Origin of the sequence: Cognaticolwellia aestuarii (assembly GCF_002000025.1) — a bacterium.
GTDB lineage: Bacteria > Pseudomonadota > Gammaproteobacteria > Enterobacterales > Alteromonadaceae > Cognaticolwellia > Cognaticolwellia aestuarii.
The window spans coordinates 192,797-205,325 of sequence record NZ_MUZV01000005.1 but is presented as its reverse complement, the minus strand read 5'-3'; the positions used below and the strand labels follow the sequence as shown (position 1 = coordinate 205,325).

Sequence of the window (12,529 nt, the reverse complement as noted above, 5' to 3'; positions counted from 1 at the left end):
GTCGTTGTCAGTAATACATGGTTTGCTGAAGCCCCATGTTAAAAAAGAGCAAAAAAATGCCTAGATATTTATTTTTTTTATTAAACCTAGTGGTTGCAGTATGTTTTTTATCAGGTTGTAACAGTACCAAACAAGACTCAACATCAACCCAAAAAGAAGCCGCTTTAGGAAGAATAGCCGAGCGAAGTTATTTAGTCGCCACACCCAGTAAAAATTTTGATGAAAACAAGTCTTATAAACTTTTAGTTGCCTTTCATGGCTCTGGTCAAATCGCAAAAAACTTTCAAACTATGGTGTCGCTCGAAGCGGCATCAGACAATTATATTGTGGTATACCCACAGTCAGAAGTTGAGGAATGGAATGAAGGCTGTAACTGTAATAAACCTCACCGCTTAGGCATTGATGACCTAGGTTTTGTGGAAAATGTGATTGCAGATGTAAAGAGTAAATATAATATTATTGACAACGAACTTTATGCTGTGGGTTTTTCTCAAGGTGGGTTGTTCGCACAAAACGTTATGTGTAACAGTCAATTACAATTTAAAGCGATTGCCTCGGTGGCTTCGCCGATGTCGGTACACTTATCTCAAGTGTGTAATATTAAAAAAAATACCAATTATATGATGGTACACGGCAGAGCTGATATGGTTTTACCCTACAGAGGACTGGCAGATAAGAATTTTGGCCTTATTCCAAGTGAATCTGCAATTGCAATAATAGCCAAAGAAAATAATATTTTTACTGATGTAAAGTTGGAAACCGTTGGTGACCTTTCTAAACATATCTATAAAAATGAATTACATACCAATCAGTTGATTGGTATAGCAGGTGGTGGACATCGTTGGAGCTTTGACAGTTTTGATACCACAAGTGAAATTCTTGGCTTTTTTGATTCCGTAAGTAAAACTAAAATTGATAGCCAATCAAAAATGTACCGTGTTGATAAAAACAATAAAAAAGATGTGCATGTAAGAAGTATGGGGCTTGAGCATTCAGGACCAGCCATTATTTTATTATCAGGCTTTAATCAAAATTATCATAGTGACAGCGCATGGTTTTCACTATTACAGCCACTAATTGCTAAAACACATCGTGTACATGCCATTGAGCGCTTTGGAAATGGCTTTAGTAGCATGGTAGCAGAGCCTTCCTATGCATCGTTCGCACCCGCACTAGACAAAACCCTTGGCATGCTTAATGAAGAAGAGTTTATTATTGTCAGCTTTTCTAGTGCAAACATTTTGGCGCATTTATGGCAGAGCTTACCTCGTTCTGAAGTAGAAGGTCACCTGAAGGGGATGGTTTGGATTGACCCTGATATCTTGTTACCACACGCTATTAACCTTTATCAAAACTGGCCTGTCTCTTGGTATCGCGAGAAAGGTGATGTATTACTAGAGCATATACAACAGGGCAACTGGACAAAAAAAACACATGATAAAATAGCAAACGAACGTATTGCTGCTAGTGCACTTATCAGCGACAGCAATAAGGACGTTATGGATTGGCAATATTTTGACTTAATTAGTCAAAGCCGCAGTGATATTGACAAACAAGTGAGTAGAGCAAAAGAAATTATTAACTATTATAATGATTTAGCTGTTGTTGAAGGCAATGGTATTTCAACTGACGTACCTATTACTGTCATCGATACTGACTTTGAGTCTTTTGATATTGCTAATGCCGACGCATCAGATGTTGATAGCTTATTGTTATGGCAACAAGAAGGCAGCCAATGGAGCCAATTTATCAGTGAAAATTCGGGAGGGCAATATCTACCGTTGCTAAATAGTCACCATATGGCGGTATTTCAGCATCCAGAAGAAGTCATTAAAGCTATATCATATTTAAGTCATCAATAGTTTAGTCGTAGTAGTTATTGAGTGAACAATTAAACGCCTCTCTCCACCAGTTTAGCACGTTATGATGGAACGTCTTTTGGTGGGGATGAGTTAAAAAAACTCATCATTTCAGCCGCGTTTTCTGGAGATATAAGCTGGCTGCGCTCCTCTTCTTTCAGTTTTTGTGTAAACTCTTTACCTGCCTCGATTAGGGCTAAACTTTTAGCGGTAATTTGTTGCTCTAATGCTGATATATTTTGCTCCATTTCCGTTTTATTGAGTGCCATTGAGCTTTTTATTCTTGATATTTCAGTCTCCAGCGCTTTGATTTCTTCGTTTAATCGGTCCTTTAATACTTTAATTTTTCTGTAATCAACCGGAAGATCGTTGGTTTTTTTCTGGTAATCGTCTTTGGCTGATTTATAGTCAACGTTATTAGCTTGATAAGCTTTAGCGTTTTGATTTTTATCAATAGTATGCCTTGATAGCGCTTCAGGAGACAGTGTGACCGTTGTTTCTTTGCTTTCTATAGCTGGGGAATCTTGAGGCGTTAAAGCATTTTTTATAACGATATTATTATTGTTATCTTTATTATTTAAGCCTGGTTTATTCAGGTTTTTATTGAGGTGAGTTTGAGTTGAATTAACGTCCATTTTAAGACTCAATATCAATTGGTTTTGTAGTATCTACTGAAAATATCTCATAGTTTCGTTAAAGGTCAATAGCCTGGGGTATTATCTACTATGTCCGCAGTTGATAGGCATATTTTTCAGGCATAAAAAAACCGCAATTAAGCGGTTTTTATCATAGATTGTTACCAATCTATGGCCAAATCTAAAAGTTACTAGGTATAACGAGTAGACTAAAAACGGTCTTTATTTTGGTGGAGCGGGGGGGAATCGAACCCCCGTCCAAAAAACCTACATCCTCGGTACTACATGCTTAGTCGATTATTTATTTAACCAATTAGACGCCAACCGACAGGCTTCGTCATGGTGAGCTTAATACTATTTCGCGGTTCAGCCTTAAGCGTGCTTCCCTCGCTATCCTATTTGGGGTGACCATCGATCCTCTAAACAATAGGAGAATTTTTGAGGCGATGGCTAGCCTAAGCGGCTAGTGCGAACGTTTCGTCGTTTGCAATTATAGTTTTGCGGCTTTTTACGAGGCCAACCGCCCCTCGGCATGCACCTTGGGTTTCGTGAATCTTGTCGAATCCTAGATCCGCCCCAAAGTTTTACTCTTTTTCTATAAGCTAATTTCAGCCTATAACACGCATTGTACAGCGCTTAGATTAAATAGACAACGTGGTATTTTTTAACCAGTTATCGCTCTAAGTTTTTATTTTTCATGATACGGCCTTTATCAACAGCCCATTCACGATCTTTTATATCAGCGCGCTTGTCATGATCCTTTTTACCTTTACCTAGATAGAACTCTAGTTTCACCCAACAGGCTTTCCAATACATTGCGGTGGCAATGAGTGAGTAGCCTTCACGGTCAACAGCACCTGCAAGCACATCAAGCTCTCGACGGTTTAGCAGTAGCTTACGCGAACGGTTAGGATCACACACAACGTGACTTGATGCGGCGTTCAGCGGCATAATTTCTGCACCGACTAAATAAGCCTCGCGGTCTTTTACAAAAACATAACAGTCAGAGATATTGACCTTACCACTGCGTATGCTTTTAATTTCCCAACCTTGCAAACTCATACCGGCTTCAAATTTGTCGGTTAAGTTATAGTTGTGACGCGCTTTCTTATTCAGGGCAATAGTATTACTGTTTGTTGATTTTTTTTTCTTTGCCATTATATTTCCATTCTGTTTACTACCAAAAATAGCAATCGCCAACATTATACGGAGTATTGTTGTTATTTAAATGGCTTATTTATCATTTTTGCCAATAATGTGTTTTTTAAAGATATTTGCTATGATAGCGCCCTTGAGAATTGGAGGGTGAATGCCAAAAATAAGCCGTAGTGCATTAGTGATGCACAGTGTAGAAGATATGTATTATTTAATTAATGATGTGCTTGCCTACCCAAAATTTTTACCAGACTGTAGTGACAGTAAAATTATTGCCCAAGATGAGCACTCGATGACCGCTGCGTTGTTGGTATCTAAAGGTGGTTTAAAAAAATGGTTTACCACGGAAAACACTTTGGTTAACAATCAAGAAGTAAAAATGAATTTAGTCGATGGGCCATTTAAACAGTTGGTTGGTGGCTGGCAATTAAAAGCACTATCAGATGATGCTTGCAAAATTGAATTGAATTTAGATTACGAGTTTTCCAATAAAATGTTTGATCTAGCTTTTGGTCGTGTATTTAATCATTTAGCCAATAATATGGTGCAAGCCTTTACGCAGCGCGCTAAAGAAATCTACGGTTAGCAGCTGTTATACAGGTAAATAAAGCTTTAACTGACTATGAGTGAAGAAGTGATGAATGAAGATAATGACGTATTAGAACAGCTATCTATTGAAGTGGTTTATGGTACACCTACGAGACAGGAAATTATCAGCTGCCAGGTAGGGCCTAATACAACCATAGAGCAAGCAATTTTATCGTCAGGTATTATTGAAGAGTTTCCCGAGATAGATCTAACCGTTAATAATGTTGGTATTTGGAATCGCGCTGCTAAATTAACTGATATGGTAAAAGACTTAGACCGTATTGAAGTTTACCGTCCTTTACTTGCGGATCCGAAAGAGGTGCGTAAGCGCAGAGCTGAAAAAGCAAAAGAAGAAGGCCGCGCTGATAAAATTACAGGCGGGCGAGTTGACCCACGTAGAAGTAAGGCAAACTAGGGTTTAAACAAACGTTGTTATACCAAAGCAGTTAATAAAAAAGCATGGCTATAAATAGCCATGCTTTATATTCAATTCGAATTTATTTAACGTTTATGTTGAAGTTAAAACGACAACTTTCATAGACAGTTTTATTTCACTTAGGCTTTAAACCTAGTTAATCATAGGTACATAATAGCTTTCTGGTAATTCAAAATCACCTTCAGCATTAACAACTTTATTGTCATCGAAAATGATAGTAAATTGTTTTTTTGTGTCAAACTCTTCACTTTTACCTGACTTAAAACGATAAACATAGTGCCAAATATCTTTGTTGAAAGTGTCTTCAACAACAGGGCTACCCAAGACAAATTTTACTTGCTCTTTTGTCATGCCAATTTGAAGTTTATCGATGTCTTTCTGTTCTAGGTAGTTACCTTGTGGAATATCGATGCGATAAACCCAACTTGAACAGGCTGAGACAGATAGGGCGATAACAATAGCTAATACTCTAAACAACATGGTAATTATATTTATCCTTTTTAGTTTGAACGGGGATAATAGCGAAGCAGGCTAAGAGATACAAAATAATTTTTAGTTTATTTCACCCGCTTGCAGTAATTTTTTTATCCGGCAAGTAATTCTTGCGCGTTGGCCAAGCTATTTTCGGTAATTTTATCACCGGCGAGCAAACGGGCAATTTCTTGGACGCGACCATCGTTAGAAAGTTCCGTAACTGTAGTTTCGGTGTGCTCTCCATCAGTTAATTTAGCAACAAAAAGTTGTTGGTGACCTTTACTTGCTACCTGCGGTAAGTGAGTAACACAAATAACCTGCGTATTTTTAGCTAGTTGCTGTAGTTTTTTGCCAACCATAGCGGCGGTGGGGCCACTGATGCCTACGTCAACTTCATCGAATATTAAGGTTGGAGTAATGATTTTATCAGCGAGAATAACTTGCATTGCTAGGCTTATTCGAGAAAGCTCTCCGCCTGATGCAACTTTATTCATGGCTTCAAGCGCTTGCCCTGGGTTCAAACTGGCGAGGTAACTAACACTGTCGTTACCATTAACAGATAAACTTTGCTGTTTATCTTGGTAGATATCGATGTGAAATTTACCATGCGGCATATTTAACTCGGCCATACTCTTACTGATCAGTTTACTGAGTTTTACCGCGGCTTTACTTCTTGATTCTGACAATGCTTGTGCTGCTTCTTGATATTTTTGTTTTGCGGCATCGATATCGTCATTAATTTGTACTAAGCGTGTTTCATCAGAGCTAAATAATGCTAATTCTTGCAATAATTGTTGATGGAAGTCAGCCAGGGCATTAGGCGCTACTTGGTGCTTTTTCGCCAATAACACCGCGGTAGAATAACGTTCTTCAATTAACGAATAAGCTTGTGGGTCTAATTCAAGACTTTCGTAATAATGCTTGATTTCTTGGCTGGCGTCTTCAACTTGAATCAGGGCTTCGTTTAGCTGCTCGGCTATAGCTTTTAAAGCGGGGTCGTAGTTACCTAAAGATGCAATTTGTTCACTACTGTGACGTAAACCATCTACCACGTTAAATTGTTCATCCTCTGATAATTGCTGCACAGCGATTAACGTTTGGCTTAATATATGTTGGCCATTGCTTTGGCGTTGATAATCAACTTCTAAGCTTTCAAATTCTTCAGGCTGCAATGAAAACTCATTCAGTTCATCAACTTGATATTGTAGCAATTGTTGTTTGGCTTCACGCTGTAGCTTACTTTCTTGCAATAGTTTCGCTTCTTGGCTGAGTTCACGCCATTGATGATAATAATATTTTACCGCATCAAGTAAATGTTGATGGCTGGCATAAGCATCAAGAATATTTCGTTGTTCGTGTGATTTTACAATTAGTTGATGGTCATGTTGACCATGAATATTAATCAGTAATTGCCCAATTTCTTTCAATTGTGCTAATGGTACTTGGCTACCATTGATATATGCTTTTGAGCGACCTTCAGCAGAAATTATGCGACGAAGAATGCACTCATTATCGAGTAACATGTCGTGCTTTTTTAGCCATTTTTTTGCTAACTTATTGCCGCTGGTATCGAAGGTTGCGGCGAGTTCAGCTTTTTTACAGTTTGGTCTAACAACATTGGTTATGGCGCGATCGCCTAAGCATAAGCCTAAAGCATCAATGGCAATCGATTTACCAGCACCGGTTTCACCGGTAATAGTTGTCATGCCTTGCTGCCAGTCAATGTCGAGTGAACGCACAATAGCAAAATTTTGAATGTTGAGTTGCAGTAACATAGTTGCCTCACAATGTTATCGCAGCCATGTGCGATTAACGTGTAATAACCAAAAAACCAGATACTGGTAATTTATACAGTATCTGGTTTTTTTTCAAGCTATGTTTGCAACTTTATTTGTTTTGTGTGGGTTTTAGTTTAAAAAATTAAAAATTCAGCATAGATAAATTATATTTATTAACACTGAATTTAATCTATCTATCTTAAATTAAATAGCTCAAAACCCAACTTAAATCATTAATTTATGCATCAGGCTTCTTTAGGGATAAATTAGCATATCTGTCGAATTTATTATTAAGGCAAGCACCTTTGTGCTCACATTTAGTCTATTTAAATTGTATTTTGTACCCCCTTACTTTTCATAGCCCCCTAGTCACAAAATCAGGCAAGTTGCCTCATTTTGTCTAAAAACAGAACGTTGTGTTTATCTGTAGCTAAGAGGTGGTATTAGCTGCAAGGGTTTGTTATTAATATGTAAAATAAATAAGGTGGAAACTTTTTCTCTGTAAAAGAGGCAAGTTGCCTCCTATTAAGTTGTTAGAGGAATAATTCATGAAATGGAGTTTCTTAATCCTATTTATTTTATCATTTCCATCAAGTGCAATAATAATGAGGCATGATGTAGATGAGTCTAAATACTTAGAGTTTGCAAAGAATAATAAATCGATAGTTACCTTTTACGGAAATTATCAAGATAAAGAAATTGTCGAAGGAACCGGGACTATAATTGCAGAAGATTGGGTAATTACGGCTGCTCATGTTGCCAATTATTTGTTAATTGATGGAAAAGTCAGATTTAAAGATTCTTACTACAAGATAAAGAAAGTTGTTAAACACCCAGAATGGAATGATAAGCAATTTCCGAATGATATCGCTCTTGTCCAGTTACAATCGATTATCCCTAATAGTGAAACTGTCGTTTTATATGACAAAGAGGATGAACTTCATAAAACTTTAACGTTTATCGGTCGCGGGGACTTTGGCACTGGTGAAGTAGGAGTTGTCGGTGCTGATGATCGTTTAAGGGCAGCGCAAAATGTTGTCACGGAAACTTCTGGGCAGTGGATTCGGTTTAAGTTTGATAGTGAACAAGGCTCTTTGGCATTAGAGGGTATTAGTGGTCCAGGGGACTCTGGTGGACCAGCACTACTTAAAATTAATAATCGACTTTATATTGTGGGCGTTAGTTCATGGCAAAATGCAGAGCCAACAAAATGGCAAGAAGCTAAATATGGGGTAATTGAAAACTATTCTCGCATTTCATATTTCAAAAAATGGATAGAAAAATCTATAGAGTAGTATTCCTCTAACAAGGGTTTTCAAGTCTGATAAATTACAATGGCTTTTGTTCATGCCTCACTTATTTTAGGCAACTGTAATTTGCCGCCTAAAACAGCGTTGAAGCGCTAGTTGTATACTGAGAAGTTGATGTTCCAAAAAATATTATCATTATCATTATCATTATTTTTAGTTTTATTTTTATTAAATATTGCTTATGCCAAAAGCGATATTCATATTGAAAGCCAAATCAACAATACTCTCGAAAATGAAAATATTGTCGGACTATCTTGGTCAACAATTTCAAATGGACATATTGAGGTTGGTAGTGCGGGTTATGCAAATATTTCAACGTTTGAACCTATGACGCCTGCGCAAAAAATGCATGTAGGCTCTGTTACCAAATCAGTACTGGCAATGGGCGTTCTTCATTTAATATTCGAAGAGAGACTCACGTTAGACACTAATGTTGAATCATTACTGTCGGAATTAAATTTTGACAACGCTTGGAGCGATCGCTCACCTATCAAGGTCAAAAACTTACTCGATCATACTTCTGGATTAGACAACATTCGGATGTGGCAATTATTAAGCACTAAACCTTTGCCAAATACACCATTAGAAGAAGCTTTTGAGTCAAGCCAACACAACCTATTAAAGATTAGAACAGAACCAGGCACACAATACTCATATTCCAATATGGGCTATACCTTGCTTGCGATGGTTATAGAAGCTGTCACTAACGAGCGGTACGAATATTTTCTTGATGTTAACCTTTTAACTCCTTTAGAAATGCATGATAGTAGCTTTGCGTTTATCAGCCAACGAGGACAGTTTGCCGATCCATTATTGGCGATGGGCTATTATGAAAATAATGTTGCTCAATCGGCTGTGCCTAGTTATTTAAGGCCAGCTGGACAATTCACAACAACAGCGCCTGATATGGCTAAGTTTATGATGTTTGTGTTGGGTGATGGCAAGGTAAATGGTGAAGGCTTTGTGCGCCCTGAACATATGAATATGCTTACTGAGCCTTTAGGCACTGAAGCACATATAGCAGGCCTGAATATTGGGCATGGATTAGCGTTTGCTAAGAGAGATCGGCATAACGTGCTTGGTATGTGTCACCCCGGCACAACATTTGGATTTAGAGCCTATATTTGCCTTTTTCCTGATGAAAACAAGGGATTTTTTTATGCTACTAACACTGATAACGAAACTACTGACTATGAAAAGTTTAATAAATTATTTATCAATAGATTAAGTTTAACTCCTGCGAAAATTACAGAGCCTATGGGTAAAGGAGTTGAGCTATCAAGGTTGCAAGGCATTTACTTACCATCGCCAAATAATATGGCTGAGTTTGAGTTTATTGATATGCTTTTCAATTTTATTTGGTTAGAACAATCAAACGATCATCTTCTCATTAAGTCTTTGCAAAATGCTGATAGGCAATTGCTTCAAATTAACGAAAGCTTATTTCGAGATGTTCACAGAACACAAGCTTCTCATGTTGTTTACTCTAATGAAGAAAGTCGAGTGTTTATTAGTGATGGGCTTAAAACGTTTCAAAAAGCTTCTGGTATAACGCTAGTGCTTTACTGGGTAAGTTTAATTTTTGGGCTAATTGGGCTGATATATATCTTGTTAATAGGTGTAATTAGGATTTTTAAACGCGATAAAGATGGCTTAAGGCGCATTAAATGGGTGTTTATAAACCTTGCACTATTTAGCTTACCTATTTACCTCTATGCTAATCAATCCTTTCTAAAGTTTGGTGATATTACTGCGGCAAGTATTTGTTTGGCTTTTTTATCGGGGCTTTTGCCAATAACGCTTTTATTTTCTTTATGGATTTCTTTAAGAGGAAAGTTGCAAAGTAAGCTAATAAAATTGGATATTGCATCGTTCATGATGTCTATACAGTTTTGTTTAGTATTGGCTGCTTGGGGGCAGATACCTATTATATTTTGGCAATAAATTGTAGCGCTTTAACAAGAAAATCGACATGGATACGTAAAAGTTGCTATGTTTTACTTCGCTGACAAGTATAGCCAACTACTACTTAGCTCGTTATTGGGGGAGGAGGGCTTCTCACAAGTTTTGAGTCAAAATAAGGTTTATGGATGAAATTATTATTAAGTATTGTTTTTATTATTTTTTTAATTAGCTCTGTGGCTACTGCGAAAGAAAGCACCGCTGAGCTCAGTGGAAAGTTTAATGCTGGGGATTTGAGCCTGCATGTTGAATGCTATGGGAGACCAACGGCGATGTCCATAGTTGTGAGTTCTGGTTATAACGGATATGGATCTCAGGGTAAATGGAACAAGGTGATTAATGATGTCAAAAGTAAACATAGGATTTGCGTTTATGACAGAGCAGGCATGGGGAAAAGTGATCGCATCACAGAGCCGTATAGTTACAAAAAGTCAGCAATTAGACTAAAAGAATTACTCAATAACGCAGGTGTCAAACCACCATATATCATGATAGGTCACTCAAAAGGCTCTTACCCTGTTAGATTCTACAATGATCTATTTCCAGATGATGTAAAGGGAATATTATTAGTTGATCCGTCACAATACGGACAAGATTATAATATGGTCGCGAAATGGAAACCGGATTTAGAGGTGTATGCTGAATCAATTAATGAACAAAGGCTATTGGAGCTGGAAGTATTTAATAACCCTAAAAACACGACTTACAATCCATTTATGATTGACCTCAAAAAAAATGAACTTGAATTAAAAAAAACGAGTACATTTGGTAGCGTACCTTTTGTTTTACTGTGGGCTAAAAATGGTCACAGTATTGGTAGTGTACCATCAAAAAATTGGCATCCTGATGTGTGGTTTAGAATGGCAGCTATGTATAAGTTAGCAATTGAAAATATGCATACTAATATGTCTACGGATACAACTATCGCTTACTCAAAAACGACAGAGCATGATATATTTTTTGTAGAGCCACAAGCGGTAGTAAAACAACTTGAGCTATTATCTAGCAAAGTATACAGCAGCCTTAACAGCACGCCCTGAGGTGGTTCGCAAGCCTTAAAATTGACTTTTTAGCGCATTTTTAAGCGTGCTGAACCTTTGTTTTTAACGTTCCTAGATAGGTAGAATCACCATAAGCAGTAGTTGTTTTCTAACACCGAAATAATATTCGTATCTACTTAAAAGCTAGTGCGCTGATGATGGTGTTATGTGGTTTTTCTTTTCATTTTCATTTTTATTTTTATTTCTGTTTTTCTTCTGTTGCTTGCTGCAGATAATAGGCTTTTGTCCAAAACGAATATGGTAGCGATTGCTCTGCCCATTCAACTCATGTCTGGATTTCCCAGGCTAGCCGCTAATTAACAGGTAACAAGCTTAGTATAATTCATTACCCCAACCGAGCTTATTTCGTAAAACATTAAAGTAGTCGTGATCTAAAGGGTGAATTAAGCGTAAAGTGAATTCGCTTTTTTTAATGATAACTTCATCACCTGGCATTACGGCTAAAATAACATGGCCGTCGCAGCTCACTTGTAAATTTTCATAGTTCTCGTTGGCAAGCTTTAATTTAATTTCGCTGTTGCCGTCGACCACTATGGGTCTACTTGTTAAGGTATGAGGAAACATTGGCACTAATGACAATGCGTTTAAGTTCGGGGTTAAAATAGGTCCGCCTGCTGACATTGAATACGCGGTTGAGCCTGTAGGTGTTGAAACAATGAGGCCGTCAGAGCGTTGGCTGAACATAAAGCAATCATCAATATATACTTCAAACTCGATCATGTTGGCGACTTTACCCGCATGTAATACGGCTTCGTTCACGGCACTGTTTGAACTTTTAAGTTTGCCATGGCGATAAACTTCTGCTTCGATGATAAAGCGTTGCTCTGCACGTGACTTACCTTTTAAGATGGCGTCAAGTGGCGTAATTAAGTCATCGGGTGATAAATCAGTAAGAAAACCTAAGTTGCCTCGGTTGACACCGATTACACCAACGTTATAACAAGATAAAACACGTGCTGCACCAAGCATATAACCGTCACCGCCAATCACAATAGCGAGATCGGCTTGTTCACCTATACCGGTCAGTGATGCGGTAGCAATGTTGTTAATATTTACCGATTGGGCAACTGAGTTTTCGACCAGCACTTGATAGTCTTGGTCAGTTAAATACTGATGTAAAGCTTCTATAGTAGCGGTAGCACCTTCATGATTAGGTTTACCGATTAAGCCAATGGTTTGGTATAAGTTACTCATACAGCGCTTATAATATGGAATGTAATTGGGGACTATCAGCAGTTTCGCGCTATTTGACTCGCTTGTAAAGTTGACTT

Annotated in this window: 11 protein-coding genes and 1 other RNA gene; 6 read left to right on the top strand and 6 right to left on the bottom strand. The window is 37.7% G+C overall.

Annotated elements, in window-relative coordinates:
- The first annotated feature begins 56 nt into the window (after window positions 1–56).
- Window positions 57–1,862, top strand: coding sequence for an alpha/beta hydrolase (locus B0169_RS09545; RefSeq protein WP_085328654.1), 1,806 nt, complete (start codon window positions 57–59; stop codon window positions 1,860–1,862).
- Window positions 1,863–1,921: 59 nt separating this feature from the next.
- Here the strand turns inward: B0169_RS09545 and B0169_RS09540 are convergent, their stop codons facing one another.
- The 3 genes from B0169_RS09540 to smpB form a co-directional block, all read right to left on the bottom strand.
- A complete protein-coding gene (locus B0169_RS09540; RefSeq protein ID WP_077285741.1) occupies window positions 1,922–2,494 on the bottom strand; it encodes a hypothetical protein in 573 nt (190 codons plus the stop codon).
- Window positions 2,495–2,722: 228 nt separating this feature from the next.
- Window positions 2,723–3,072: a transfer-messenger RNA gene (ssrA, locus tag B0169_RS09535) on the bottom strand.
- Between the two features lie 94 nt (window positions 3,073–3,166).
- Window positions 3,167–3,652 (bottom strand): SsrA-binding protein SmpB, encoded by a 486-nt coding sequence (smpB, locus tag B0169_RS09530; RefSeq protein ID WP_077285869.1) that lies wholly within the window; start codon window positions 3,650–3,652, stop codon window positions 3,167–3,169.
- 151 nt (window positions 3,653–3,803) lie between these two features.
- On the opposite strand from smpB, the gene B0169_RS09525 reads away from it, so the two are divergent.
- Together B0169_RS09525 and B0169_RS09520 are read left to right on the top strand one after the other, a co-directional pair.
- Complete coding sequence (locus tag B0169_RS09525) at window positions 3,804–4,235, top strand: SRPBCC family protein (RefSeq protein WP_077285740.1); 432 nt, start codon at window positions 3,804–3,806, stop codon at window positions 4,233–4,235.
- Window positions 4,236–4,271: 36 nt separating this feature from the next.
- The gene (locus tag B0169_RS09520; protein WP_077285739.1) at window positions 4,272–4,652 is read left to right on the top strand and encodes an RnfH family protein; all 381 of its coding nucleotides are present in this window, start codon (window positions 4,272–4,274) and stop codon (window positions 4,650–4,652) included.
- 153 nt (window positions 4,653–4,805) lie between these two features.
- On the opposite strand, the gene B0169_RS09515 is transcribed toward B0169_RS09520, so the two are convergent.
- Together B0169_RS09515 and recN are read right to left on the bottom strand one after the other, a co-directional pair.
- Window positions 4,806–5,153: an outer membrane protein assembly factor BamE gene (locus tag B0169_RS09515; RefSeq protein ID WP_077285738.1), complete on the bottom strand. Its 348-nt coding sequence runs from the start codon at window positions 5,151–5,153 to the stop codon at window positions 4,806–4,808.
- A gap of 104 nt (window positions 5,154–5,257) precedes the next feature.
- Window positions 5,258–6,922 carry a DNA repair protein RecN gene (recN, locus tag B0169_RS09510; protein ID WP_077285737.1) on the bottom strand — a complete coding sequence of 555 codons (1,665 nt, stop codon included), beginning with the start codon at window positions 6,920–6,922 and terminating at the stop codon, window positions 5,258–5,260.
- A 551-nt stretch (window positions 6,923–7,473) separates the two neighbouring features.
- Here recN and B0169_RS09505 point away from each other — a divergent pair.
- The 3 genes from B0169_RS09505 (at window position 7,474) to B0169_RS09495 (ending at window position 11,237) form a co-directional block, all read left to right on the top strand.
- The gene (locus tag B0169_RS09505) at window positions 7,474–8,220 is read left to right on the top strand and encodes a S1 family peptidase (protein ID WP_077285736.1); all 747 of its coding nucleotides are present in this window, start codon (window positions 7,474–7,476) and stop codon (window positions 8,218–8,220) included.
- A 129-nt stretch (window positions 8,221–8,349) separates the two neighbouring features.
- Window positions 8,350–10,179: a serine hydrolase domain-containing protein gene (locus B0169_RS09500; RefSeq protein WP_077285735.1), complete on the top strand. Its 1,830-nt coding sequence runs from the start codon at window positions 8,350–8,352 to the stop codon at window positions 10,177–10,179.
- A 146-nt stretch (window positions 10,180–10,325) separates the two neighbouring features.
- Window positions 10,326–11,237, top strand: a complete 912-nt coding sequence (locus tag B0169_RS09495) for an alpha/beta fold hydrolase (protein WP_077285734.1) — start codon at window positions 10,326–10,328, stop codon at window positions 11,235–11,237.
- Between the two features lie 333 nt (window positions 11,238–11,570).
- On the opposite strand, the gene nadK is transcribed toward B0169_RS09495, so the two are convergent.
- Complete coding sequence (gene nadK, locus B0169_RS09490) at window positions 11,571–12,452, bottom strand: NAD(+) kinase (RefSeq protein WP_077285733.1); 882 nt, start codon at window positions 12,450–12,452, stop codon at window positions 11,571–11,573.
- Window positions 12,453–12,529 lie beyond the last annotated feature (77 nt).